Source organism: Candidatus Accumulibacter sp. ACC005 (genome assembly GCF_907163215.1).
GTDB classification, from domain to species: domain Bacteria; phylum Pseudomonadota; class Gammaproteobacteria; order Burkholderiales; family Rhodocyclaceae; genus Accumulibacter; species Accumulibacter regalis.
On the sequence record NZ_CAJQUB010000012.1, the window covers coordinates 151,746 to 177,134 of the forward strand.

Sequence of the window (25,389 nt, forward strand, 5' to 3'; positions counted from 1 at the left end):
ACCAAGGGGCTCTGCATAATCTTCAACTCCGCATTAAACAAATAATGCGGTGCACCGCATTACTTGTTTGTCGTAATCAGGGTGCTCTTCTTCTCGTGGCGCCGGTTGATCAGCTCGAAGAGTAGGTCCGCGTGACGGTTCGAGTAAGAAAGGTAGCCAACCTCGTCGATGACGAGAAGGTCGGGCGCCGCATAGCGACGTAGCCGATAGCGCAGCGCCGAGTCGCTGTCCAGGCCGGCCAGATCGCCGAGCAACTGCCCTGCGGTCGCAAACAGCACCGTGTGTCCCTCCAGGACCGCCTGATGCGCAATGTTCTGAGCGATCATCGTCTTGCCCAGGCCACTGCTGCCGACCAGGAGGACATTGGTCGTCGCCTGCAGGAAGTCCAGGGTCATCAGTTCGGCGATCGCGCGCTGATCACATTGCTGCGGCCAGGTCCAGTCGAAATCGGCCAAGGGCTTGAAGCGTCCGATATGGGCGCAGCGCAGCCGCCGTTCGAGCGAGCGGCGGGCACGTTCGCTTTCTTCCCAGGACAGCAAAGGATCCAGCCAGGCCTGCTCCGCACACTCGGCCCAATGCGCGAGGAGGCCGTGCAACTGCAAAGCGGCTGCGCGTTGGCGGCGGGCATCATTCGTCATCCGGTGTCCCTTCCATCAACTGGTCGTAGTCATCGAGCTTGTGCGGGCGCACTGGGACATCGCGCCGTTTCACGTGTTCCGGCAAAGGCACCGCCAACGGCGGCGGTTCCGCCTTCGCCTGGCGGCGCTTCTCCAGGGCCAGACGAACCGCATTGGGATGCGGCACGCCGCGCCCCAGCGCGTCGGCAATCGCCGCCGTCAGTTCGGCCACGCCGTAAGCTTCCAGCAGCTCGGTCAGCGCGCGCACCGTGCGTCCCAGCGGTTCGCCACGTTCGACCGCTTGCGTCAGCAGCTCACGGCTCGTCGGCACCGCCTGCACCAGATGATCGGTGCCGCGATGCGCGGCGGCTTGATGCTTATGCGCGACCAGGGTTGCGATGTGCTCGGGGACTTCAATCTGTTGCCGGCGGTCATAACTGCGCCGATGCGTTGCGACCACGGTCTGGCCATCAAGGACGCGTACCTGATCCAGGCTGGCGACGACGCTGAGCGTGCGCGCCACGCAGGTATGCGGGATCGAGTAGTCGTTCAGGTCGAAGCGCACGTACGGCGTCTTGCCGGCGCAGACGGCCTTGACCTCGTCGGTCGGGAAGGCGTTCCCCGGTAGCGTCAGCAGGCGTGTTCGTTCCTGCTCGAAAGCCTCATGCACCGTCAGCGCCTCGTCCTCCGGGCAGCGTCGCTCGCCGGCAGGCCCGATGACCCAGGCGTCGGCCTGCGCATTCAAATCGTCCACATCCGTGAAGCGGCGGCCGGCGAAGAACGCATCGCGGATAAAACGAATGGCCCGTTCCACGCGACCTTTCTCATTGCCCCGCGCCACTGCCACGGGGCGCGGCTCGAAGCGGTAGTGACCGGCCAGGGCCAGCAGTGTCGGGTGGAAGCGGATGACCGACCCCTGGCGCTCAAGGACCGCGCTCTTGAGATTGTCGTACAGGGCGACCCGCGGGCAGCCGCCCCAGGCGGTCAGCGCGCCGACATGGCCCCGCAGGAAGTTCTCCATGTGGGCGCCCAGGTAGAAGCGCAGGAAGATCTGCCGCGACCAGGAGAGGACAGCGACGAAGCCCATCAGCGGCCGGCGTGCCCGACCAATTTCCAGGTGACCGAAGTGACCCCAGTCGACCTGCATTTGTTCGCCCGGCAGGGTGCGCAGACGCAGGTAGGCTTCGGCTTTCGGGCGCGGTCGGTGGCGGGCGATCAGGTGCCGGAAGTGATCCGGGCGTCCCGGATAACCGCGACCCTTGGCCATGTCGTACACGCGCGAGGCACGTAGGCGCGGAAACTGCGTCAGGGTCTCGAGGATGAACGGCAGATAAGGATCGATCGCCGAAGCGCGGCGAACCGGTCCGAGTGCCGGCAAGCCGGCTTGGGCGAGCACGCGGGCGACGCTGTCGCGATGCACGTGCAGTTGGGTCGCGATGGTGCCGATACGCCAGCGTTCGGCGTGGTAATAACGCAGGATCTGCGCTTCAATCTCGGGGCTGAGGGCCATGTCTTCTCCGGTCGGGTGGGTGACGGCGAATCCGACGCTGCAAAAAGTCCTGGCGCACTCCGTCCGGCAAGGAACGATGACAACGACAGCAGTGCCCTGGCAGCGGTGCGGCCGGCAACGTCGGTTCGCAGGAGAGTTGAACAGGGGTGGCCCTGGGTGGGGAACCCTGATGCGTCACTTTCTGCTGCCGGGCCCGGTAACGGCGCTGGCGTTCGGCATGGGCGTGACGGCCGCGCAAGCTGTCTTGATAGCGGCCACCCGAGGCGCGGACAGACTGTCGGCGGGCCTGGTCGGCACACCTCGTGGTGCAGTAGCGCTGGCCACGATCACAGTGGCTGCAAATGAGCACGGCTGTGCGGCAAGCGGCGCACAGGTAGCGTCTTCCAGGGAGATCCATTGGCCGTCCCGGCCAATGGGAATCTGACGGCGAGGTGCGCTTCGTGAAATACTAGGCAGGCAACGTCGCCGCTATGGGGCTACGGGGCGCGGCATCGGGTCTGGCTTGGCGGTTGGCTCCGGTGTCGCGCCTGCGTCTCCACCGGCCGCCGGGCGTTCTACCGCATCGGCCACGCGAACGCTACTGCCGCGCCGGTCATGCCGGGCCGCAGCTCACCTCCCGCTCAAACCCCGGGACGTCGATACCCGACGGCGCTCATCGATTCCTGGTTGCCCATTCCTGCCGCGCTTCGCTTGCCAGACGACGGTTTGCTGCGCAACCCGTCCGCCGGGAGCCTAGCCGGCGGCAAACCGGAAAACCAGCATATTCATGCTTGGCTAAAAGTCAAAAACAAAAACCAAACCGACTGGCCTTTCCACCACGTCAGGCCGTGGACGCCAGATTTCGGCGGAAAAGCGACACCGTTAACACCAAGACCTTTGCCGCCTCAAAGGGCGAATGCGTTCTGTTCGTCGATGGCCTGCGCTTTGATGCGGCTCGCCGACTCTCGGCCACCCTGGAGGCGGGTGGCTGCCAGGTTGCTGAAACCATGATCTGGACGGCCTTACCCAGTGTGACCGCAACCGGCAAGGCAGCTGCTTCGCCTGTGCGGGCCAAGATCAGCGGTACCGATGACTGCGATGACTTTGAGCCTTGTGTCGCTGCCACAGGGCAGTCGCTCAAGGGTGGCTACCATCTGAAGAAGCTCCTGAACGACAACCATTGGAAGGTACTGGACCGTACCGAGAACGGCGACGGCCAGGGCAACGCATGGTGCGAATTCGGCGACATCGACAGCGAAGGACATGCGCGCGGCTGGAAGCTGGCCAAGCACATCGACCCGCTTCTCGCAGAAATTGCGGAACGTATCGCCGCCCTGTTGGCTGTCGGTTGGAACAGCGTTCGGGTGGTGACCGATCACGGCTGGCTACTCATGCCGGGCAAGTTACCCACGATTCAGATGTCCAAGGACCTCACCGAGAACAAATGGGGGCGCTGCGCCTCGATCAAGCCCGGCGCTTCCACCAGTGAGCGTTTGTACCCCTGGTTCTGGAATCCAAATCAGCAGTTCGCCTTGGCCGATGGGGTGAGTTGCTACAGCAAGTCGGTGGACTATAACCACGGAGGGTTGAGCCTCCAGGAATGTCTCACCTTGGATCTGGTAGTGACCCGAGGCGGGAACGCGTCGGGAAAACCGGTAGCCGAGGTGACTGACATCGCGTGGAGAGGTTTGCGTTGCACGATTGGCGTGGATGGCCAGTACGCGAATCTGTCTCTGGACATTCGGACGCAGGCGGGCGACCCGGCCTCCAGCGTGGTGGTGAGCGTGAAACCGCTCAAGGACAATGGCACCGCATCGGTGGTTGTTGAGAACGAAGACTTGCAAGGCCACGAAGCGTTTCTCGTCCTGCTCAGCACATCTGGCGAGCTGGTGGCCGAAGCAAACACCGTGATCGGCGGAGAATGATGAATGATTGAATTGGATCATCTCGACAGAAAAGCCGCCTCGGTGCTGGACGGGTATCTGGTCCGGAAAGACTTGGTTCGCACCTTCAGTCGGCAGTTCCCGGTACCCACCTACGTGGTCGAATTCATGCTCGGTCGGTATTGCGCCAGTACCGATCAGGAGGAGATCGACGAAGGGCTGGAGATTGTTCAACGACAGCTCAAATCCCGCACCGTGCGGGCCGGTGAGGAAGAGTTGTTCAAGGCCAAGGCGCTGGAAACTGGCGAGGTCAAAATCATCGACATTGTCACGGCGCGGGTGGACAACAAAGGCGAGTACGTAGCGAGCTTGCCGAGCCTGCGCCTGACCGACGTGCGCATTAGTAGCGAGTTGGTCAATCAACATGAACGCATGCTGACCGGGGGCTTCTATGCCGAATTGGGGGTAACGTTCGATGTGGCAATCGCCCAGGAAAGCAAAGGGCGTCCGTTTGGCATCACGTCACTGCGCGAAATTCAGCTCTCCAAGCGCGATGTGTTGGATACCCTGGCCAAGGCACGCCAGGCGTTCAGCACCGAAGAATGGAAGTGCTTTTTGCTGCGCTCCATCGGCATTGAATCCGGAGATCTGAGCGACCGCCAGCGCAACGCGCTTCTCTTGCGCATGGTTCCGTTTGTGGAGCGCAACTACAACCTGGTGGAACTCGGACCGCGTGGCACCGGTAAGAGCCATCTGTTCCAGCAGGTCTCGCCTTATGCCCACCTCATTTCAGGTGGCAAGGCCACCGTGGCCAAGATGTTCGTGGAGAACACGGCCAAGGGCCGCCGGGGTCTGGTGTGCCAGTACGACGTGGTCTGCTTCGACGAGGTGTCAGGCATTTCCTTCGACCAGAAGGATGGCGTGAACATCATGAAGGGCTACATGGAATCCGGCGAGTTCAGCCGCGGCAAGGAGAGTATCCGCGCGGACGGCAGCATTGTCCTGGTCGGCAATTTCGACGTTGACGTTGAACATCAACAGCGCGTGGGGCACTTGTTTGGCCCGATGCCGCCAGAAATGCGCGACGACACCGCCTTCATGGACCGGATCCACGCGTTTCTGCCTGGTTGGGACGTGCCGAAGATCAACAAAGACCTAGTCACCGACCACTTCGGTCTGGTCAGCGATTTCCTGTCCGAATGCTGGAGCCAGCTGCGAAACCAGAGTCGCGTGAGCGAGCTGCAAAACCGCGTTTTCTTTGGCGGTGCGCTATCCGGCCGTGACACGAATGCGATCAACAAGACAGTCAGTGGGTTGTTGAAATTACTTTACCCGAGCGGCGAGGACGCGGTGCCGGAGGGCGACCTGGAATGGGCGGTGCGCATTGCGATGGAAGGGCGCCGCCGCGTTAAGGAGCAGCAAAAGCGTGTGGGTGCAGCCGAGTTCCGCAACACGCATTTCAGCTACACCATGGGGGCTGATGGTGTTGAGAAGTTTGTGTCAACGCCAGAACTCCAATGCGACAACAGCATCGGCGGTGATCCACTGGAACCAGGACAGGTGTGGAGCATCAGCCCAGGCGGCAACGACGAGAACTCAGGGCTGTACCGTGTCGATGTGAATGAAGGGCCGGGCTCGGGGGTGAAGGTGCTTAACAAGCCGATTCCGCAAGCATTTCGCGAGAGCCTGAGCTTTGCCGAGCAGAATCTCTACGCCCGGGCGTCACAACTTGTCGGTGACAAAGACCCCAGGCAACACGAGTTCACTGTACAGCTCCGAGCCTTTGACGCGGCGAAGTCCGGCGCGAAACTTGGCGTGGGGTCACTGGTCGCGCTGAGCACATCGCTGCTGAAACGCGGTGTACGCGGTGGCCTCATCATCGTCGGCGAGATCAACCTCGGCGGATCTATTGAGCCGGTGCACAACGCAGTAACGATTGCAGAAATCGCCGTCGAGAAGGGGGCCACCTCCCTGCTTATGCCTGTAGCCTGTCGGCGTCAGTTGGTCGACCTATCCGATGATATGGCTACCAAGATCGACATCCAGTTCTATTCTGACGCCAAAGATGCGCTGCTGAAAGCAATGGCAGAGTGAGCCAAACGGGAGGGTAGAACGAGCAGGAAGCGTAGAGATGCCCAGGTGCTGGCATCAGATGGCACAACATCTCGCTTTGCGCTCACGCTTCAGATTCACGGATATTCTGGGGTTTCGGCCTACAACCCCTGAACGGATAGACGAGGAACGAGGGAAACCAGATGGCAATCAGGATTGACGCATTGCGTTCGGCGGCGACGCGACAAGCTACCGTTGTCGCCCGTTCATTGGACGAGGCTCGGACGTTGGATGTCAAGACGGCTTTCCTGTGCCATAGTCACCAGGATGCGGACTTGGCGAAAGGCTTGGTCCATCTGCTGTCTGACGCCGGCTGGCGTGTTTACATCGATTGGCAGGACGCCGAAATGCCGAACACACCGAATCGAGAAACCGCCCAACGCATCAAGCAGAAGATCATTGACCTGGATTTTTTTCTGTTTCTGGCGACGCAGAATTCGATGGCGTCGCGCTGGTGCCCTTGGGAAATTGGCTATGCCGACGGGAAGAAGCAGCTCGACCGGATTTTGATCGTTCCCACGGAAGACGGCGCACAGACGCACGGCAACGAGTATCTGCAGTTGTATCGCCAAATTACTCTGTCTGACAAGAACGAACTCGCTGTATGGCAGCCCGGCCAAAACACCGACGGTGTGCTCGTTAAGAATCTTTGAAGGGGACTGCCTTGACCGTCCTTTACGAACTGGCTGTCCTCGGCGCACCTACGGACGCGATGCTCGGTGAACTTGAAAGCAGCATCTCGGCGGCAACGGCGCCATTCGGACTGCGCTTAGGCGACGAGATTGCTTGGCATGTGCGCCCAAACGCGTTCGACCCCGCGGAGACGAAGTCTGCCGCTGCAGTATTCTTCGGCGCGGTAGGTGCCCCTGTGGCCAATGTGGAACGTTTGCTGCGCCGCGGAATTCCGATTCTACCTGTCGTCTCTGACGTCACCAAAGTGAATGATGAGATTCCGGCACTGCTGCGCCCTCTGAATTGCCTTGCCTATAACGTCGGCGGTGTTCAAAGGACCACCTCAGCGCTGTTGGAATGCGCAGGCTTGTTGCCCCGCCAACGCCGCATCTTCGTAAGCTATCGCCGAGACGAGGCACGCCAGGCGGCATTGCAGCTGTTCGATGCGTTTTCCGCTCGGCTGTTCGATGTTTTCCTGGACACCCACGGCATCGCTCCGGCCGAGGATTTCCAGGCCACGCTATGGCATCGGCTGTGCGACTCCGATGTTCTGGTCATGCTCGACACCCCTAACTATTTCGCTAGCCGCTGGACGAGCGCCGAATTCGGACGTGCGTTGGCCAAGGGTATATCGGTGCTCCGCGTCGGCTGGCCGGATTCAACACCTTCGGTACGCACCGTAACTGCGAGCCGGGCTGAGCTCGTTCCCGATGAGATCGACCCGACGACGGGTCGATTGACGGAGGAAGCCGTAGCGCGAATCTGTCTGCAACTCGAGGCCGTGCGCAGCCAAAGCCATGCAGTTCGCAATCTCAACCTAGCAGCCTGTCGGACTTTCCCGGCGCCAGATCCGAACATGCTATAATCATACTTCTTCGAGCAACCGAGTCATCGCATGTCCAACTTTATCGTTGCTGACCGCCAGACGGACTATCTGCTGCCGCCGTCGGTGGACGATTGGCTGAACCAGGACCATCTGGCGCGCTTCATTGTCGAGGTAATCGACCAGCTGGATCTGTCGAAGCTGACGCGTCAGTACGCGGGGCGCGGATCGAAAGCCTACCACCCGGCGACGCTGCTGGCGATTCTGGTCTATGGCTACGCCACCGGTGTCTTCTCGAGCCGCAGGCTGGAGCAGGCCACCTACGACTCGGTCGCCTTCCGTTTTCTTGCCGCCAACCGGCATCCCGATCACGACAGCCTGGCGGCCTTCCGCCGACGTTTCCTTGACGAACTGAGCGACCTGTTTCTGCAGGTCCTGGAAATGGCCAAGGAAATGAAGGTGCTCAAGGTGGGGAACATCTGCCTTGACGGCACGAAGATCGAAGCCAACGCCTCGCGGCACAGTGCGTTGTCGCACGGGTACATCGAAAAGCTGGAAGTGCAGCTCAAGGGCGAAATTCAGGAACTGCTGGCGCTGGCGGAACAAGCGGATCGAGCCGATATCCCGAATGGCGTCAGCCTGCCCGAGGAACTCAAGCGTCGCGAAGATCGGCTGGCGGCCATGGCCGCCGCCAAGGCCACGATAGTCGCCCGGGCCAAGGAGCGCGATCAGCGTGAGAAGGCCGAATATGACGAGAAGATGGCCTGCCGCGCCGCCAAGGAAAAAGCCACCGGCAAGAAGCCGGGCGGCAAGCCGCCCAGGGCGCCCGAGCCTGGACCGCGGGACAAAGATCAGCTCAATCTGACTGACGAAGAGTCACGCATCCTGCCGGTGGCCGGTGGCGGCTTCGAACAGGCGTACAACGCCCAGGCGGCGGCCGATGCGGCAACGATGCTGATCGTCGCCACCGGGGTCACGCAAGCGCCCAACGACAAACAGCAAGTCGAGCCGATGCTGGCGACCCTCAAGGCGCAGGCGGTGGTGCTCGGCGCCGTGGAATGCCTGATCGCTGACAGCGGCTACTGCAGCGAGAAGAACATCAAGGCGTGTGAGGCGGCCGGCATCGATCCCCTGATCGCCGTCGCTCGTGACGAGCACCACCCGGGCTGGCGGGAGCGCCACAGTGAGCCGGCAGCCTTGCCCGACAATGCCACCCCCGTGCAGGCCATGTCTCATCGCCTGAAGACCCAGGCAGGACGGGCGCGCTATGCGTTACGCAAGCAGACCATCGAACCGGTGTTCGGGATCATCAAGTCGGTGATGGGCTTTCGCCGCTTCTCGCTGCGCGGTTTGAACAAGGTCACCGGCGAGTGGACGTTGGTTTGTATGGCGTGGAATTTGAAGCGCCTGGCCGTATTGCGCCTGCAGTAGGGAAAATGAGGGGAAAACCCTCGGAAAAGCCTGAAAACCGACGAAATTCGGCTTTTTTGTTGCGTATGGTGAAACGCGCCGGCCAGGCCGGCGGTCAGTCCGACAGGCTGCTAGTGAGCAACATCCGCAATGCGGTAGAGCAGCTTGGTGGACAGATTGTGGGCGTTGGTCTGAACAAGGCCGTCTATGTTAACTTGCCAGATGGGCGGGAAGTCGTGGTCTACCCCACTGTCGGCGTACCTACTTCGATAACCTTGCATGATGCGACGACCAATGCGCCTGATCGCTCTGTCGCCGTAGTGTATGACCCGATCGGCTTGCACCCCAGCTGGCTCGGGCACCTCGATTGGTTAGGAAGCCATGTTCGTGGCGCTCGCTGGGTCAAGGCCAGCGAAGCCGCGTGGCAGTTTGCAGATTGGGAGACATAAGAGGTGAGCGCTATCTTCCTGTCCGCCAGTGTGCCCTTGGTTGGCCGAGGCAACTACCACGAAACGGCCGACCCATTTTTGATCCAGTGCGCCGTCCGTGAACTAGTGATGGCCGTGATCAAGACCCAGCAGATCATCTGGGGTGGGCATCCCGCCATCACGCCGATGATCTGGTCCATCTGCGAGGACCTCGGAATCGACTACGCAAAGTCGGTCGTGCTGTACCAGAGCCGGTTTTTTGAGGACCGGTTCCCTGAGGAGAACAAAAACTTCGGCAATGTCGTATTTGTCGATGCCGTTCCCAATGACAGGGAGGCCAGTCTCTTGAGAATGCGTAAGGCCATGCTATCGCGATCCGACCTGACCGCGGCGGTGTTCATTGGCGGCATGGAGGGCGTCGAAGCGGAATTTGAGCTGTTTGGAAGTTTTCATCCTGGTGCAAAAACTCTGGCAGTTGCAGCACCCGGCGGCGCTGCACGCCAACTTGCCGAACGGATCGGAATTTCTAACGAGTCCGTACTCTCCAGCGTGGACTTCGCCCGTCTGTTTTACTCGGAATTGCTCCCTTCGCCGAAGCAAGACCCGACCACGCATCAGTCGACGAACGACAATAGGTAATTCAAGGAAACCGGTATGGCGCGTAGGGTATTTTTCAGTTTTCACTACCAGCGAGACTCATGGCGCGCATCTCAGGTTCGGAATATTGGCGCCGTCGAGGGCAACCCCTCGGCCACGGACAACAAGTGGGAAGACGTGAAACGCGGCGGTGACGCAGCAATCCGCAGATGGATTGACGAACAAATGACTAGCCGCAGCTGCACCATCGTGTTGGTTGGTGCCGAAACAGCAAGCCGTCGGTGGGTAAAATACGAAATCGAGAAGTCCTGGAACGATGGAAATAAAGGACTCTTTGGCATCCGCATCCATCGTCTTCTTGATCACAGCCAGCAGGCGACGGTTGCTGGTAGCAACCCGTTCGATCAGTTCACGTTGAACGATGGACGCAAGTTGTCGGCAGCCGTGAAGCTCTATGACCCGCCCTACACCGCTAGTGGCGATGTCTATGCGCACATAAGCCAGAACATCGGGCAGTGGATTGCAACTTCGATTGCGGGCCGCTAACCATGGCAAACAACGTTTTCCTCGGCTTCTTCCACTGTCCAGTTGCGTGGAATACACACTGACACGCCAGAAACCGCCTAACCTTATAATCTTTATCTATTGGACGCGCGACGCGTGATCGCCTAATGTAAATCGGTTCGGACACTTTTGTCGTCGACAACACCAGGCAGCAAGTCTAGACGTTAATGGCACGTCTTGTACCTTGACGGGACTCCCGTTGGCAAGCAGCGCAAGTGCGCTATGAGGGTGTGCACGTCCCTGCGTTTTCCACTAGCAAGATTCAACGACCGTATTGCAAGAAAACATCACTGTGTAGCTTCTAAACCAATTGGATTAGCAGACCGTCGAGCTTGAGGGCAACGTCCTCACAAATAGACAAATACCAATTGATGCTCCATTGTCCGGATACGAACAGCCCCGCGTGAAATGCAAATGAAGGTTGATCGCTTCTTATCTGACAACGACACCGCCGCCAGTTTTCAGTCTGGCCGAGTCGACATGTGTCGGCCCTTTGCTCGGCCGACGCGGAACTTTCACCGAGATCGCACCCGCAGGCCGGGGCATGTGGGTGTGGTCCGGTACGGGAAGGTTCAGTTGGCACAGGCGCATCAACAACTCCATCAGACCTTCGGTGGCGCGGTAAGGCAACTGGAACAGGGCCTTGATCGTCAAACAGGTGTGGATGGCCGTCTCCGAGTACAGCCCGGGCTTGCGCCGACCAACCGGCGCCGCCGTCGTCCAATTGTCTTTGATATTGGCGTCGTCGAACCAGATCGTGCCGTTGCCTCAATTGGCCTGCGCGCGATCGTAATCAGAGCAGTTCCTCACCCCATACCGCTGTTCTGGCGTCGCCTCGCCAGTGTCCTGCCTTACCCTCACTGCCATCCGACCTTTCCTCTATTGCCGGTCGGCCCAGAATCTGGGGATCATGTTCTTATACTGCACCAATGCTTCTCAGATTAATGTGAAAGTCGCGCAAGCGACTCACGAAGCCCCCTTCTCCCCTTGCGGGAGAAGGGCCGGGGGAAGAGGGGGAAACGGTCACGACTTTCATCATCTGGGGTATCTCGACAAGTCATGGCCGTTAATTCCGGGCCTGAGTATAAAAATGTTTTTGCCACCAACAAGGGGAAAGTTATGTCTAATGCCGCTACGCCGCCAGGAGGACAGGTCGTCCCTCCACAAGTTTCTCAGGAAGAAGCAGTTTTTAGGGCAATGATTGGGCGCAATGTAACATATTTCGCGCTTATAGTTACCGCTATTTTGGGGTTTGCCGCAATAATGGTCGCCCTATTCCCGGGCACAGACATTCCTCCTGAGACGCGTTTCTCCTACGTTAAAGACATATTAGCAATAATCTTGCCGCTTGTAGGCACTTGGGTCGGAACTGTCCTAGCCTTCTAATTTTCCAAGGAAAACTTCGTTGCTGCGGCCAAACAGACTTCGGACTTGGTTAAGCAGTTAACGACCGAACAAAAGCTACAAAGCATATCTGTTGCAGACGTAATGATAAAGATGGATGATGCGAGTACAATAAAGCTTATCCTATCTAAGCCAGGCGATACAGACACCATACTTTTAATGTCTAACATAATTGAGGAAATACTTGACAAACGCTCCAAAAATCGTTTGCCAATCGTGGATGAAAGAGGGAAAGTATTGTATCTCCTGCATCGTAGTTTCTTTGATAAATTTGTTTCCAAGAAAGCAGGGCAGGAAAATATCAAGGTCAGAGAGCTAACGCTCACTAACCTCCTCGCAGAGAAAGAGTATGAGAACGCTTTCCTATCGTTTGCAACTGTAGAAAAAACTGCGAAACTGCTCTCAGCGAAGGAAGCAATGGACGGCAATCCAAATTGTTCGGATATTTTCGTCACCGAAGACGGGTCGCGGAATACGAGAGCTGTGGGATGGATAACGAATGCGATAGTTTCAGAAACTGCCAAATTATAGCTATATTATAATATCGACTGCCTAGAGTTTAGGTTTAACGAATTGCGTTCATTTACCACGAGCCGCCAGCGGTTGAGCCGGGCGCTTTCAGGGCGACAGATAAATGCTATTCGTTGGGCAGACCGAGCGGACGTGCACGAACCATCGAGCTTAGGATCGCGCCAATGACATGTTCTGAGGACGGTATGACCGGGTCGACGGCGTTCGCCAACGTTGTTGACGAGGTTCGCAAAGCTAGGCAGAGCCTTGGCCTTCGAGAGCATCAGGAGTGTTTTTTTCGGGGGCACGGCGATGTCGCGTACAAGCTGTTGCCATCACTCTATCGGCAAGGGGCGAAATCGTTTGACGAATATTGGAAGTTGGAGCGACGTGTATTCTTTGAATTTAGGGCTCGGGCCAGGCAGCTCTATGGCGACGAGCACACTGATTGGGACGTCCTCTTTCATATGCAGCATCATGGCCTTCCGACGAGGCTGCTCGACTGGACTTCGACTTTCGGAGTAGCGGTGTACTTTGCGACGCTGGAACACGATGAAGGGTCCACGCGCAGCCCTTGCGTCTGGATGCTGAACCCCTACGCACTAAACCAAGCAACCTGGAAGTTGCATCGACTCTTCGACCCCAAATACCTTGCGCGCGATGAGGGCGCCAATCGGTCCTACGACTACGGGGAGCTGCTTCTCGGAACGCACCCATATGATTGGGGTGAGCGACTGCTATGGGAAACGCCACTTGCAATATACACACACCAAAGAAGTGAGCGAATGTTCGCTCAATGCGGATGGTTCACAATTCATGGTTTAGACCAGCGCCCGCTGGAGGACACTTTTCGCGATCGGTCCGCCATCCTCCGCAAGATTGAGATTCCGAAATCCGCAATTCCAGGTGCAAGAGAGTTCCTTGCGCTAGCTGGAATCGATCATCGGACGATGTTCCCCGATCTGGATGGACTTGCTCGATCGGTATCCGATAGGTTCGGCCTTAAAAGATAGTCGCTCGAAGCGGCGCTGCAGACGAAGATGATTGGTTCTCGCAGCCGCCTGTCTGATGCGGCCCAACTTGGTTATTTAACGCGAGTTAATGCCAGCCGTCAGCCCTGATGAAGCAGAAATGGCCTCGCTATTAGAAGCACTCGAATAAGAGATTCTTGAGCCGGCGTCGCGCTCCAAAACGTCGGCAACGATGCCAAGAACTAACACGAACAATAACAGCCGGCCACTCGAAAAATGAATCGTGCTCCGAAAGTCGCTCTCCTCTTAACGTTTTCTGGTGCTCTGAGTGCATGCGCCATTGGGAACGTCGGAACGCTTGCCGCCAAGGTAGAGATAAACGGTGATGCTTGCATTCTGGATCTGTATTCCGCCGGATTGCATCTGCGCACGCGTCCTGACGATTTTGGCGCACACTTTGGTTACTCACATCGAACCTACGTTTTCCCTGCCGACGACACCTTGCGTCCGGGGTGGTACTTCCTGTGGTTTCCCGCAACACATCACACGGCGCTGGCGCAGGAGCTCATGACGATCGGACTCGAGATTTCGGCGGTCACTCCGCTCGCAGGCGTGTCTCTGGGCTACAGTCACAACACGCTCAGCGCCCGACTCCCAAGCGACGAATCGGTCTATATCGAGTACGCGGGTAATGATGTCCATGTTGTTAGCTTGCAATATTGCACGGAGGGAAAGCCATGCGAGATTACGCCAACGTCACGCTGATGGTCGGGTCGATACTGGTTGTGGCCGCTTGTGCGGCACCCGACCACGTGTTGTTCGTGACAAAAACTTCGATCGGAATCGACCTGGATTCGAAACCGGCGTCGGCAAGCCTCGCCTATGACCGGGTGGAGGGGTATATGGGCCCGCGCTACGACAATGGAGAGATCCCGCCCGTGATCGCATCGGTCAAGTCCGACGGAGCGATCTTCAACCCGCGAATCCGCCAGGTCTACGCGACCGGCGACGCCGCAGAGATCGTCGTCAAGGCCAGAGCCGATCCTGCCCCGTCTACGGAGAGGGGCCCGAAGCTCAGCGGCGGCAAGAAACTCATGTTCTTTGGTACGGCGACGACTACCGGCCTGAAAGTGGGCTTCACTACCGGTTTGCCGGACAGCCTGACCTTCGGCTTCAGACGCAAGGAATTCTCATATATTCCGATCGGAACCGTTGGCACCGGTGACGATGCTTACGACGTCTACCCTTCGATACTCGCCTCCATCGACACTGCGGCTACCGCGGGAACAGCAAGTGAGACCGGGCTTCGCAACGCCCAGTTCTTCGCGACTGGCCAGGCTGCCCGCTTCCTGGCTACAAACGCTCAAGTCAGGATGGACTTCGAGAATCAGGCGGAGCGCTCCATGGACGTTGCATCGGGGCTATCCCAATCTGAGACGGCGAGGGCGCTACGTCTTTATGCCAACCCGCCCGGAATCACCGAGGAAGCAGAAATCGATAATCGCTTCAGAGCGATAAAGGAAGCCTATATTTGCGTAGGAGGACCCGATCCGGATGGATTGGTCATCGGATCATTCATCAGGGATGGCAGACCGGCGACTGAGCTATGGCAGGCGAAGGTCTTCCGACGGTTGCAGGAGTCACCATTGATTCCTTGTTCGAAAGGATAAGCCATGAAAAGCGGACAGCATCGGACTCTTCCCAAGAGCGATCGGCAGGCGATGGAAGCCGACCTCCGGCGACAAGCCCGTATCGAAGGACTGGAAATCACAATAATAGTGACGGACAATGGTGACGGCACGCTCACCGTTGTGTGGACAGTGTCGAACGCGAGCGCAGCAAGAGCCACGCTGTCCGTGATGGCTGGCGGTAGCGGGACAGGGCAGAATGCGGCGGTCGCGGCCCCGCACGCCGGTATCGACATCGAGACTGTACCGATTACACCCACGCTTCGTGCAGCCGGCGAACCGGCGATCGCCTTCGGCAAGAAGGTATCGGAGGAATTCAAAACCAAGGTGATCTTCATCGCGGCTGAGCTTGGCGTGAACGTTGACTATCTGATGGCGGCTATGGCGTTCGAGACTGGCGGTACGTTCAATCCCGCGGTTAAGAATCTAGCGGGCAGTGGCGCGACGGGCTTGATCCAGTTCATGCCGAAAACGGCGATAGGCCTTGGGACAAGCACCGATGACCTCGCCAAAATGACGGCGGTCAAACAACTCGACTACGTAAAGAAATACTTTCTTCCTTATCAAGGCAGGCTGAAGCAACTCGAAGACGTCTACATGGCAATACTTTGGCCGAAGGCTGTCGGTAAAGACAATGATTTCGTTCTTTTTGCGGCCCCATCAACGGCGTACCAGCAGAACAAGGGCCTCGACAGCAACAAGGATGGCAAGGTCACCAAGGCTGAAGCGGCCGCGAAAGTCAGGGCCAAGCTCGATGAGGGTCTAAAACCGGCGAGCAAAGGTTGATGCGGCTGAGCACTCCAAAGGCCGCTTTTCTCCTTGCGATTTCTTCTCTTTGGGCTTGGGGTTTGGCTGACGTGGCTGCGCAGGGCAGGCCCCAAGCGTCGTATGCGGACACTTTACATACCGTCGCCGGTGAACTCAGGATCGTCGAACTTGAGCGAAATTGTCGCTACGAGGTGACCATCAACGGAAAAAGGCTGATCGCGACTGACTGCGACGATGAACAGGATCCAAACGCCAGCGCGCCGAGACCGGAAATCCTCGTTTACTCCAAAGTACCCGCCAAACCGTTCTCAGAAGTTGTGATCTTTCAGCAGCAGATGGCAGGCAACGCGTGCGACGGCGGGCCGCTATGGCTGCTCGGGCTTCGAGCGGACGGCCCTGCCAGCCTATCGACGAATGTCGATTTCTGCGGCGGCGCCCAACCATCGATCGCCGTCGAGCAGGACCGGATAGTAATATCGATTCCTGGCGGTCCACGCAACCGCGGTGAGGGCGTCGTTCCTGGCGAAAACTGGCTTTACCAGAACGGCGAGCTCACGCGCATGAAGCACAAACGTGGCCTGGGCCTGCCCTGCACGTCTGTTACGTCCCACTTTCAGTGAGTTGCAAGCCGGTAGAGGTTCGTGTGAACGAACACAGGCGAGGCGCGCCTGTTGTTGGTGGCAGCAGCCACCAACAAGGGATCCCTTTGCTTCACTAGGGCCACACATAGTTTCCTACTGAGCATAGTGGCCGATCTGAGTCGGCCAGTTCCGCTCTACAATACATGCCTTCTGCATGTCTGCGCACGCGCAGAACCCGATCAAGACGCCCTTATCTGCCCGAGTCGACCTTGGTACGCAGTTCTTTCCCCGCCTGAAAGTGGGGCACAGCTTTTGCTGAGACCTGCACGGCCTCACCGGTTTTTGGGTTGCGCCCAGTGCGGGGCGGCCGGTGGTTGAGCCCGAAGCTTCCGAAACCGCGTATTTCAATGCGGTCCCCCTTCACCAGCGTGTTGCTCAGCGCTTCTAGAATGGCCTTGACCGCAAGTTCAGTATCTTTGGTTGTGAACTGCGGGAAGTGGGCAGCGAGTCGGTTGATGAGTTCGGAGCGGATCATAGGCCCAGTGGGAGCGAAGCTCCAATTTGAGGCCATATAAGCATTTGCTGTTCCTTAAGAGGCCGATTCTGACAAACGGCGCCCTTCCTCCTGCTCTCAAAACACCGTCGGTCCAGCCGGCACGCGGGCATTGCTTTCCACGATCAGTGCGGCACCAGTTCCATCCGGTCGTTTGCCAGGTCGAGGTAGGACGGGTCGCCGCGGCAGACCCACCCCAGCATCTGGCCTGGCGGTTCCGGCCGCCGACGGAATTGCGCGAGCGCCTTGTCGTATTGCATGCTGCTGGTGGTCGAGCGCTCGATGCGCGGGAAGTGTTCGTGCAGACCGGCCAGCACCGCCTCGCCGACATTGGCGCGGAAGGCGGTTACCTGCTGGTCTGGGCCGATCGCCAGAACGAAGTAGCACCCCTGGTCCACCATGCGCCACAGCACGGCACGCACCAGCGGGTCGCTCGGGTTGAGCAGGACGTTGTAGGTCGCGAAGCCGCCAAACTCGAACGCGAAGTGCACGATCTCGTACTTGCTGTCGCCGAGCACCGAATGGCCGAGCTCGAAGCCGTGTTCGGTGCAATGATCCGGCAGCACGACGCCTGGCCGTAGGGCCAGCAGTGGGGAGGCTTGCTTGCGCTCCTCGATCACACCCAGCGCGCAACAGGGCTCGGCGGCGCCAAGAAAATCGCGGACAAAGCGCCTGTTAAGCGCCAGTTTAGGCAGCAGCGGGTAGACGTTGCTCACAGCCAACCTTCCCTCGTGACCGAAACAGCTTTCATTCGAAATCCCGCCAGTCCCGATGCCAGTTCAGGAAGGCTCTTGGGGGATGATGCCGGAACGCGCGCTGGCGCTGATCTCGGGCAGCGACGCCTAAGGGTCGAAGGTTTGTATGCGGCGCCTTACAAGCCAGCGTCACGGATGGAGTGCCTAGCGGCGGGGAGATAGCGGTACAGCGTTGACGGCCCGACGCCGAGTCGCCGCGCCACATCCTCGACGGTGATTTCCGGGTCGGTCAGCAACACGCGTGCCTCTTTCAAATCCTTGTCCGACAGCGCTCGTGGACGGCCACCCGTACGCCCGCGCGAACGAGCCGCATCGAGCCCAGCGCGCGTGCGTTCGCGGATGATCTCGCGCTCGAATTCGGCGATCGCCGAGAACACCGTAAAAATCAGCCGCCCGCCGGCGTTGGTCGTGTCGATATTCTGCGTCAGAATCTTGAGTCCAATGCCGCGCAGCTCAAGCGCCTCAACCGTCTCAAGCAACTGACGCGTCGACCGCGCCAGACGATCGAGCTTCCACACCACCAGGTTGTCGCCGGCACGCATGAAGTCGAGCACCGCCTTCAATTCCGGGCGGTCGCGTTTGGCGCCGCTGGCGGTCTCCTCGAAGATGCGCTCGCAACCGGCTTCCTGCAGCGCATCAAGTTGCAGGTGCGGTTTCTGATCGCGCGTGGAGACCCGTGCGTAGCCGATCAGCATCGCTGGATGTCCGTCTGCGCGAAGTCGTTGCCGACAAACAGCAGCGGCTCGCCGAGCGAGGCGGCTAAGGCGTAGACGGCGCAGTCGCCGAAGTTGAGCTGAGCCGGGTGTCCCTGACCTTTGCCATAACGTATGAAAGCTGCATCAGCGAGCCGCGCCTGGCGTTCATCGAACGGCATGACGACGGCGCCGATTTCCTCCAGGAAGCGCTGCAGCTTGCCGACCATGGTCGGATGTTCGCGGGCGCGCACGACAATATGCGCTTCGAGCAGGCTCACCGCCGAGATGCGACAAACCGGGTTCGCTTCCAGCGCCGCTACGATGCGCTCGCGCTCCGGTTCGTGCTTGAGCCAGGCTAGGATGGCGGAGGTGTCGATCACCATACGCCGTGCTCGTTGTAGCCCAGGACTTCATCATCGCTGCGCAGGTCGGTCGGAACGGGCGCGGGAACCGCGTCGACCTCTTTCGCCAGCGCCGCCAACCGCTCACGCAACGGGGCCTTCCGCGTGGTCAAGCCGCGTAGGCCAGCCAGCGATATCAGGCTTTCCCGCAATACCTCGGTGACGGACACGCCTTCGGCAACGGCGATTTGCTCCGCCAGGCGCTCCATTTGAATGTCTTCGATCACGATGGCCATGATTTTCTCCTGTTACTCGACTACATAGTGGACGTTTCGGGAGAGCCAATCAAGGGATAGTTTTGGGAGACTCGAGGGCCTCGACTGGATCGATCTGGAAAATCACCAGCGGACCTCCCACAAACGAGGGTTTCCGGGAGGTTATGCGGCCAGGGGTAGCCGCCGGTTCATATCCAGTTCGATCCGCCCGTACGGATTGACGTGGTGATAGATCAGCGGCGACAGCGCTCGCCAGTCGTCGGCCGTCATGCGCTCGCGCCACACCGGCTCGGCCAGTACCTCCTGGATGAACAGCGTGTTCACGTACACCAGGCAGGCTTGCAGCAGGTGCAGTGACAGCATCGCCAGTTCCTGGTCCTCGACGCGGTTGGTGGCGATCTCGCTCTTCTCTCCGTAGAAGATGAAGCTGTTCGCGCTGTTCCAGTTCTCGACCACGTTCAAGCCTTCGTGGATTTCGCGGCGCAGCGATTCCTCGTGCAGGTAGCGGCAGAGGAAGAGGGTCTTGATCGCCTTACCCAACTCGGCCAGCGCCTGATAGGTCGGGTGCACCGGGTCGGCACGGCTGAAGCGGCGCAGGATGGCCTCCGAATCCGCAGTGCCCAACCGCAAGGCGGTGGTGTACTTGATAATCTCGTCGTACTGCTGCGCGATCAGATCCCACTTGATGGCGCGCACCAGGATCGGTTCCAGGTTCGCGAACTGCTTGGCGTCATCGGCATCGACCATGGACAGCTTCTGGCGGGCGATCAGCTTGAAGCGCGGCAGCAGGTCGAAGCCCAGGATGTAGCTGAAGGCGAACGCGACTTCGCTCTGCCCGTGGGTATCGACGTATTGTTGCTCGATCTCCATGGTCGTGCAGTGGCGCAGCACGCCTTCCATCATCGCCGCGACTTCGGACGATGAGCAACGCTTGATCTGCGAGTAAATGCAGGTCGAGTTCTGGTCAACGTGCCAGTAAATCATGATGCCGCGCCCGCCGTAGCGCGCGTGCCATTCCGTCATCAGGTTCTGGTCGTAGGCACCGAACTGCTTGGAGTCGGAGGCGCACGAGGTGGTGGCGTCGCCCCAGATCGCGGCTTGGCGGATGCGGAAGGTGCCGTTGACGATCTCGGCGACGGCCGCGCGCAGCGCCTCCTTGTTGACGAATCGGCGCTTCACATAGCGCAGCTCGTCGAAGGTGACGCCCGGTTGCTGGCTGGCCACGCGCTTGAGGCCGACATTGGTGCCGATGCCGAACAGGCACAGCAGCAGGCGCCGTTGCAGCACGGGCGGGTCTAGCACTTCGCGGCTAGCGGCGGTGCGGAACGCCGACGTGAAGTTGAGGCGCAGGTCGACCTCCTTGACGATGTCGATCAGCTCGACGTCGGACCAGCGCCGGCCGATTTCGCGCTTGAGCGCGGCGGTGTTGGGCGGCTCGGTTTGCGCGGTATAGGGCGACAAGTGGATGATGTTCTTGCCCTGCTTGCGCAGCTTGACCTTGGGATTGCTCGGCAGGCCGTCGTTGAAGGTTTTGAGCCACTGGCGCATGGCGGCCTTGACCTGCTCGATGAACACTTGGGCGTCCTTCGGCACCTTGAGCATGTCATAGTAGGTGTCGCGCTTCTCGTCGAAATCGGCGGGCAGATCCTGTTCTGGGTCGCGGTAGCGGTCCGCGCCTTCGACCCAGATTTCCTTGGTACGCAGGCGCTTGCGTAATGCCTGCAGCACGCAGACTTCGTAGTCGATGCGGTTGACGCGCTCGGCGCCGTCCTTGGCGGTATCAATGACGATGTGACGCCACTTCTTCGGCACTACGCCTTCGAGCGGCACTTCGTCCGCCTCGTAGTATTGACGCTTGCTGTCGCGATTCGCCTGCAGGACGGCGAGCGCATCGATCACAGGCCGGTGCACCGTATTGTTGGAGCGAAAGGTGAGCGCATCCAACACGGGTGCGAGCATGCTGCGGTAGTGGCGGCCGTAGGACGAGCGCATCGTCTCCTGCACCTCGCGCTCGAAGTCCAAGCCCATGGCTTCGAACTCGGACACCAGCTCCTTTAGCGTATTCTGGCTGACCACCGGGTAGACCACGTCCTTGATCACGCCTTCCGGCTGGTCCACCGTCGCCTCGGCCAGTTTGAACAGTAGTCGCGCCTTGCCGCGCACCTTCTTGAAGGCGGCGAACTGCTTCTTGTCGATCTTCTTCTCGGCGCGCGTGCTAATGCTGTGGATGAGCTGCAGCAGCATGTCAACCAGCGCGTCGGTCAATTGCTGCCGGCGGCGCCAGCAGAACATAGCCACCATGCTGTAGCGAATCGACGCCGGATGGCGACGCAACTCGCGGATCGATTCGGTGGCGCAGCGCTGACGGAATTGGTCGATGAATTTGGCGGGCACGCCCTTGAACACGTCGGCGACCAGGCCGATAGCGTCGATCGATTGGCGCCGGGCGATGCCGACCAGGAGGTTGTCGCGGCTGGCCTTGCCGAGATCGGCCTTCAGTTGGGAGAACGTCAATGCGGAGGCAGGGGTGGTCGATACCTCTTCGCTTTCGTTGCCGGTGTCGGGGTCTTCGCTTGCCAGGAGCCCGTCGATTGCCGCCTTGCTGGCAGCGGACAGGCGCCTATGGATAGCTTCCTGCTGCCGCGTCTCGAAACCATGGGCTGCCGAGCGGATGACGCGATCGAGGTGATCGATCGCCGGAGGTTCAAGGTGCTGCGCCTTGTACCATTCCAGCGCGAGATCGCGGCCGTGGCGGGCCTGCGGATCGAACGGCAGCACGTCGTTGGCCAGCCACTCGCTCAGGCGCTGAAGGTCGCCGCCCGTCGTGGGACGGTATCCCAACATCCCACGAATGGTACGGCGCTGCCGGCGTCCTTGGCGGCCATCGAGTTCGAAGGCTACGAAACCATCGGTGGCACTACCGCTACCGACTTGAGTCGCGAGCCAATCAAGTACGGCCGGATCAATCTCATCATGACGTTCCGGAAAGCGGCCATGGATTTCCATGAACTTTAGTTGGACCGCGAAGGCAAGGCGTCCCGTGTTGGTCATGCCGGGTAGCAGGGCGAGCTCGTCAGCGTTCAGTGCCCATTGTTCTTGCAAGTCGATATCAGTCCACGATTGCACCAAGGAAAGCTCCGTCGAGGTCGATTTGGACGGATTATAGAGATAGCAGGTGGACAAAACGATGACGGAAACATCAGCCGCGGCTTATATGGCCTCAAATTGCAGCTTCGCTCCCACTGGGCCAATTCGGCACGAGCGGGATTTCTTCGTTTGCGACGTGTTTGATGCTGCCCTGAAGGGCGATAGCGCCTCGATGGAGCACCCGATATTTTCGCTGTCGAAGAAACCAGACATGAAGACCCGTCGTTATGAGAACGGGGCGAGTTGGGCGGAGGTGCGGCCTGGCGCGAAGGGGTTAGCAACGGTCTTTGACCGAGACATTCTGATTTATTGCATAAGCCAGCTTATGGCGGCGGTGAATGATAGCCGTCCGGTGTCGCGAACCCTGCGGCTGCGGGCGCATGATCTCTTGATTGCGACCAATCGGGACACAAGCGGGCGTGGCTACTTGCAGCTCAGGGAAGCTCTCGAACGGCTGCAGGGCACGCAGATTGCGACCAACATCATTACGGGTGGCAAGGAGACGTTCGATTTGTTCAGCCTGATTGATCGGGCGCGGATCGTGCGGGAGAGCCGCGAAGGGCGAATGCAGGAAATCGAAATTGTTCTTTCGGATTGGGTGTTTCAGGCGGTCGAAGCTCATGAAGTACTAACGCTTGATCGCCAGTATTTTCAACTCGCCAAGCCGCTCGAACGGCGACTTTACGAGCTGGCACGCAAGCATGTAGGGCAACAGATTTCGTTTAAGATTGGCTTGGAGAAGCTGCGGGCAAAGTGCGGGGCACAATCCACGCTAAAAGAGTTTCGGCGCCTGTTGCAGACGATCATTGATGCCGACCAGTTGCATGATCACATGCCAGGGTACGGTTTCATGCTTGATGGCGATATGGTTGAAATGCGAACCAAGAGCAAGCTGCCATCCTTTACCGAGCGCGGGGTTTTTATCCGCTTGAGTGAGGATACTTACGCGCTGGGGCGTAACTACGCGCCTGGCTGGGACATTCACAGAATTGAAGCAGAGTGGCGAGCTTGGATTGATCGTAAGAAGATCAGCCCGCTTCATGCTCAGGCTCACTTTCTGGCGTTCTGTAAGCGGCGGGGCAAGTATCCTGGGTTTTCTTAAGCGCGGTTGCACTACCGCCCTACCCTGCTTGGTGGCTAGCCTGTTTTTTTAATGAATTCATGAAAACATTCATTCAGCAATTCATTAAGCTTCAGGCCTCGATCGAGAGCCGCTTGCTTGAAGGATCGCACGAAATCTGGAGGCATGCGGAATTGCAAAGGCACGAGCTCGGCGGATGAGGTCACGCCGCGCTGACGGGTGATGCTCTGCTGGCGTGGCTTGGTCGGCGAAAGGTCGGCGGCGGTGATAGCAACAGTCTTAGCCATGCTTAACTTTCCTTACTGATTTAATGTTTTCATGAAAACATGATTTCACGCTAAGCCATAAACGGGCGATTTCGTCGGCGGCTGGGCTCTTCGGGGCAAGCTCTGGGGCGGTGCGGCCTCCGGTCATCGCGCCTGCGTAGGGAACGCGGTCGGCGATGAAAGCTTGAGCAACCCGACCATGCTCGGAAAGAGCGGCGATCGTTTGGGCGGTGATGGTGGCCTGGGGCTTGGCTTGAGTGATGACGAAGAGGAAAGGTTTCCCCGCTTGCTTGACCAAGGCAACGGTTTCCGAAACGGCCCAAAGATCGGCGGGAGAAGGGCGAACGGGGATTAACACGAGATCGGCCATGTTGATGACGGCGGAGCTCTGACCGGAGATCGTGGGGGCGGTATCAATGAAACAATAGGCCGCGCCACGTTGAGCCATGTTGGCCAGTCCCTCTGCGATACGGGCAAATGGCATTTCGGCGCGGTTGGGGGTGTCTTGCTCCCGTCGCGCGTGCCATTGGCTGAGTGTGCCTTGCTCATCGGTATCAATGAGCCACACGGGGACATCGCCCATGCGTTCAGCTTCGACTGCGAGGTGAGCGGCAAGGGTCGTTTTACCGCTGCCGCCTTTTTGGGATGTGATTACGATTGTTTTCATGAAAACCACCGTTCATGAATGAAGGAAATAAACATTTCATGAAATTAACCAAATTCTGGAAGGTGGTCAACCTGAATAGAAGCAGAGTTGCTTTTCTTGGCGGCAAAGTGACCGGAAGGCGCCAGCCACACGGCCCCGAGTTCAGCTCGGGGCCGTGTGGCTGCGGGGTTGGGCGCAATGTCTGAGCGAAGCTCGAACACTGCGCCTACCATTGGCTTACGCGGGAGCGAAGCTGTCGCGTCTTACTTTGCGATAGGGCGCGTCACTGGACAGGCGGAGGTCCGCGCAGCGTAGCTCAAGGAACGAGACGCGTAGGAGTCGGAAAAGTCGTGCGCTAAGCCGGTTGCCTGTGCCGCGGTTCCAATCCATCTTGTCAGCACATACAAGTTTTTGTATAGTCTAGGCATGATCAATCCCAAGCCAGTCGAATTCCGTGGATGCTCCCTTGATGACCTTCGCGCCTTCCCAATCGCGGCAAAACGCGAGGCAGGCCATCAACTCGACCAGATACAGAACGGCCAGGAACCGGACGACTGGAAGCCTATGAGCACCGTGGGCCAGGGGGGAAGGGAGATTCGGATTCAGGATGCAGCCGGGGCGTTTCGGATCATCTACGTCGCCAAGTTCGCTGATGCCGTCTACGTGCTTCACTGCTTCCAGAAGAAGACCGCGAAGACCAGCAAGGCCGATCTGGACTTGGCCGCCAAGCGTTACCGCGATTTGTTGAAGGAGCTAAACCAATGAGCAACGAACGATTTGCCAGCGTCTGGGATGCCATCGAGGACACCCCTGAAGCAGCGGAAAACATGAAGCTGCGTTCTGTCCTGCTGACGGCGCTGAAGAACCACCTTACCCGGACCGAAATGAGCCAGACGCAGGCCGCCAAACTCTTTGGTGTGACTCAGCCGCGTGTCTCTGACCTGATGCGCGGCAAGATCAACCTATTCGGCCTCGATGCACTGGTGAACATGGCGACGGCTGCCGGGCTTCACATCGAAATGCGAGTGCTTGAAGCTGCCTGACCTTCTCGAAGCTCGCCATTTAACGCCGCTTCAAGCGAGAGCGGTTTTCGAGAACACCCCGGCCACAGCG

Annotated in this window: 24 protein-coding genes and 4 pseudogenes; 17 read left to right on the plus strand and 11 right to left on the minus strand. The window is 59.0% G+C overall.

What is annotated here, in order from left to right; genetic code table 11:
• Window positions 1-62: 62 nt before the first annotated feature.
• Window positions 63-638 (minus strand): annotated as a pseudogene (locus QZ613_RS14490) (ATP-binding protein); the annotation flags it as partial.
• Window positions 628-2,127, minus strand: coding sequence for an IS21 family transposase (gene istA, locus QZ613_RS14495; protein ID WP_291982975.1), 1,500 nt, complete (start codon window positions 2,125-2,127; stop codon window positions 628-630). The pseudogene QZ613_RS14490 and the gene istA, both read right to left, overlap by 11 nt.
• A gap of 770 nt (window positions 2,128-2,897) precedes the next feature.
• On the opposite strand from istA, the gene QZ613_RS14500 reads away from it, so the two are divergent.
• From QZ613_RS14500 to QZ613_RS14535, 8 genes and pseudogenes are all read left to right on the plus strand, one after another.
• Window positions 2,898-4,031: a hypothetical protein gene (locus tag QZ613_RS14500; RefSeq protein WP_291982976.1), complete on the plus strand. Its 1,134-nt coding sequence runs from the start codon at window positions 2,898-2,900 to the stop codon at window positions 4,029-4,031.
• 3 nt (window positions 4,032-4,034) lie between these two features.
• Complete coding sequence (gene brxL, locus QZ613_RS14505) at window positions 4,035-6,083, plus strand: BREX system Lon protease-like protein BrxL (protein WP_291982978.1); 2,049 nt, start codon at window positions 4,035-4,037, stop codon at window positions 6,081-6,083.
• A gap of 161 nt (window positions 6,084-6,244) precedes the next feature.
• Entirely contained in the window at window positions 6,245-6,754 is a 510-nt protein-coding gene (locus tag QZ613_RS14510; RefSeq protein WP_291982980.1) for a toll/interleukin-1 receptor domain-containing protein, read from the plus strand.
• 11 nt (window positions 6,755-6,765) lie between these two features.
• Window positions 6,766-7,593 (plus strand): annotated as a pseudogene (locus QZ613_RS14515) (toll/interleukin-1 receptor domain-containing protein); the annotation flags it as partial.
• 75 nt (window positions 7,594-7,668) lie between these two features.
• A complete protein-coding gene (locus tag QZ613_RS14520; RefSeq protein ID WP_291863770.1) occupies window positions 7,669-9,027 on the plus strand; it encodes an IS1182 family transposase in 1,359 nt (452 codons plus the stop codon).
• 110 nt (window positions 9,028-9,137) lie between these two features.
• Window positions 9,138-9,455 (plus strand): annotated as a pseudogene (locus QZ613_RS14525) (toll/interleukin-1 receptor domain-containing protein); the annotation flags it as partial.
• 3 nt (window positions 9,456-9,458) lie between these two features.
• The gene (locus tag QZ613_RS14530) at window positions 9,459-10,073 is read left to right on the plus strand and encodes a hypothetical protein (protein ID WP_291982982.1); all 615 of its coding nucleotides are present in this window, start codon (window positions 9,459-9,461) and stop codon (window positions 10,071-10,073) included.
• Between the two features lie 15 nt (window positions 10,074-10,088).
• Window positions 10,089-10,577, plus strand: a complete 489-nt coding sequence (locus tag QZ613_RS14535; RefSeq protein ID WP_291982983.1) for a TIR domain-containing protein — start codon at window positions 10,089-10,091, stop codon at window positions 10,575-10,577.
• Between the two features lie 477 nt (window positions 10,578-11,054).
• Here QZ613_RS14535 and QZ613_RS14540 read toward each other — a convergent pair.
• Window positions 11,055-11,462, minus strand: a pseudogene (locus QZ613_RS14540) (transposase); the annotation flags it as partial.
• 621 nt (window positions 11,463-12,083) lie between these two features.
• Between QZ613_RS14540 and QZ613_RS14545 the strand changes: the two are divergent.
• The 6 genes from QZ613_RS14545 to QZ613_RS14565 all read left to right on the plus strand — a co-directional run bounded on the left by QZ613_RS14545 (window position 12,084) and on the right by QZ613_RS14565 (window position 16,556).
• Entirely contained in the window at window positions 12,084-12,530 is a 447-nt protein-coding gene (locus tag QZ613_RS14545) for a hypothetical protein (RefSeq protein ID WP_291982985.1), read from the plus strand.
• A 185-nt stretch (window positions 12,531-12,715) separates the two neighbouring features.
• Complete coding sequence (locus QZ613_RS21210; RefSeq protein ID WP_366144470.1) at window positions 12,716-13,522, plus strand: FRG domain-containing protein; 807 nt, start codon at window positions 12,716-12,718, stop codon at window positions 13,520-13,522.
• A 234-nt stretch (window positions 13,523-13,756) separates the two neighbouring features.
• The gene (locus QZ613_RS14550) at window positions 13,757-14,245 is read left to right on the plus strand and encodes a hypothetical protein (protein WP_291982987.1); all 489 of its coding nucleotides are present in this window, start codon (window positions 13,757-13,759) and stop codon (window positions 14,243-14,245) included.
• On the plus strand, window positions 14,218-15,150 hold the full coding sequence (locus QZ613_RS14555) for a hypothetical protein (protein ID WP_291982989.1): 933 nt from the start codon (window positions 14,218-14,220) through the stop codon (window positions 15,148-15,150). The genes QZ613_RS14550 and QZ613_RS14555 overlap by 28 nt, the downstream gene beginning before the upstream one ends.
• A gap of 3 nt (window positions 15,151-15,153) precedes the next feature.
• Window positions 15,154-15,954 (plus strand): hypothetical protein, encoded by an 801-nt coding sequence (locus tag QZ613_RS14560; protein ID WP_291982992.1) that lies wholly within the window; start codon window positions 15,154-15,156, stop codon window positions 15,952-15,954.
• Window positions 15,954-16,556 carry a hypothetical protein gene (locus QZ613_RS14565; RefSeq protein ID WP_291982994.1) on the plus strand — a complete coding sequence of 201 codons (603 nt, stop codon included), beginning with the start codon at window positions 15,954-15,956 and terminating at the stop codon, window positions 16,554-16,556. The genes QZ613_RS14560 and QZ613_RS14565 overlap by 1 nt, the downstream gene beginning before the upstream one ends.
• 211 nt (window positions 16,557-16,767) lie before the next feature.
• Here the strand turns inward: QZ613_RS14565 and QZ613_RS14570 are convergent, their stop codons facing one another.
• From QZ613_RS14570 to QZ613_RS14595, 6 genes are all read right to left on the minus strand, one after another.
• Complete coding sequence (locus tag QZ613_RS14570; protein ID WP_291982996.1) at window positions 16,768-17,052, minus strand: integration host factor subunit beta; 285 nt, start codon at window positions 17,050-17,052, stop codon at window positions 16,768-16,770.
• Between the two features lie 143 nt (window positions 17,053-17,195).
• Window positions 17,196-17,786, minus strand: a complete 591-nt coding sequence (locus tag QZ613_RS14575) for a hypothetical protein (protein ID WP_291982998.1) — start codon at window positions 17,784-17,786, stop codon at window positions 17,196-17,198.
• Window positions 17,787-17,941: 155 nt separating this feature from the next.
• Window positions 17,942-18,520: a recombinase family protein gene (locus QZ613_RS14580; protein WP_291983000.1), complete on the minus strand. Its 579-nt coding sequence runs from the start codon at window positions 18,518-18,520 to the stop codon at window positions 17,942-17,944.
• Window positions 18,514-18,903, minus strand: a complete 390-nt coding sequence (locus QZ613_RS14585; RefSeq protein ID WP_291983002.1) for a type II toxin-antitoxin system VapC family toxin — start codon at window positions 18,901-18,903, stop codon at window positions 18,514-18,516. Before QZ613_RS14585 ends, QZ613_RS14580 begins: the two co-directional genes overlap by 7 nt.
• Entirely contained in the window at window positions 18,897-19,157 is a 261-nt protein-coding gene (locus QZ613_RS14590; protein ID WP_291983004.1) for a type II toxin-antitoxin system VapB family antitoxin, read from the minus strand. Before QZ613_RS14590 ends, QZ613_RS14585 begins: the two co-directional genes overlap by 7 nt.
• A 141-nt stretch (window positions 19,158-19,298) precedes the next feature.
• Window positions 19,299-22,265, minus strand: a complete 2,967-nt coding sequence (locus tag QZ613_RS14595) for a Tn3 family transposase (RefSeq protein WP_291983006.1) — start codon at window positions 22,263-22,265, stop codon at window positions 19,299-19,301.
• A gap of 58 nt (window positions 22,266-22,323) precedes the next feature.
• On the opposite strand from QZ613_RS14595, the gene QZ613_RS14600 reads away from it, so the two are divergent.
• On the plus strand, window positions 22,324-23,385 hold the full coding sequence (locus QZ613_RS14600; protein ID WP_291983008.1) for a replication initiator protein A: 1,062 nt from the start codon (window positions 22,324-22,326) through the stop codon (window positions 23,383-23,385).
• A gap of 35 nt (window positions 23,386-23,420) precedes the next feature.
• On the opposite strand, the gene QZ613_RS14605 is transcribed toward QZ613_RS14600, so the two are convergent.
• Window positions 23,421-23,651, minus strand: coding sequence for a hypothetical protein (locus QZ613_RS14605; protein ID WP_012806092.1), 231 nt, complete (start codon window positions 23,649-23,651; stop codon window positions 23,421-23,423).
• Window positions 23,644-24,297 (minus strand): ParA family protein, encoded by a 654-nt coding sequence (locus QZ613_RS14610; protein ID WP_291983010.1) that lies wholly within the window; start codon window positions 24,295-24,297, stop codon window positions 23,644-23,646. Before QZ613_RS14610 ends, QZ613_RS14605 begins: the two co-directional genes overlap by 8 nt.
• Window positions 24,298-24,702: 405 nt before the next feature.
• Here QZ613_RS14610 and QZ613_RS14615 point away from each other — a divergent pair, with 405 nt between their 5' ends.
• Both QZ613_RS14615 and QZ613_RS14620 read left to right on the plus strand, forming a co-directional pair.
• Window positions 24,703-25,041, plus strand: coding sequence for a type II toxin-antitoxin system RelE/ParE family toxin (locus QZ613_RS14615; RefSeq protein ID WP_291983011.1), 339 nt, complete (start codon window positions 24,703-24,705; stop codon window positions 25,039-25,041).
• Window positions 25,038-25,319 carry a helix-turn-helix domain-containing protein gene (locus QZ613_RS14620; protein WP_012806089.1) on the plus strand — a complete coding sequence of 94 codons (282 nt, stop codon included), beginning with the start codon at window positions 25,038-25,040 and terminating at the stop codon, window positions 25,317-25,319. Before QZ613_RS14615 ends, QZ613_RS14620 begins: the two co-directional genes overlap by 4 nt.
• The last annotated feature ends 70 nt before the right edge of the window (window positions 25,320-25,389 follow it).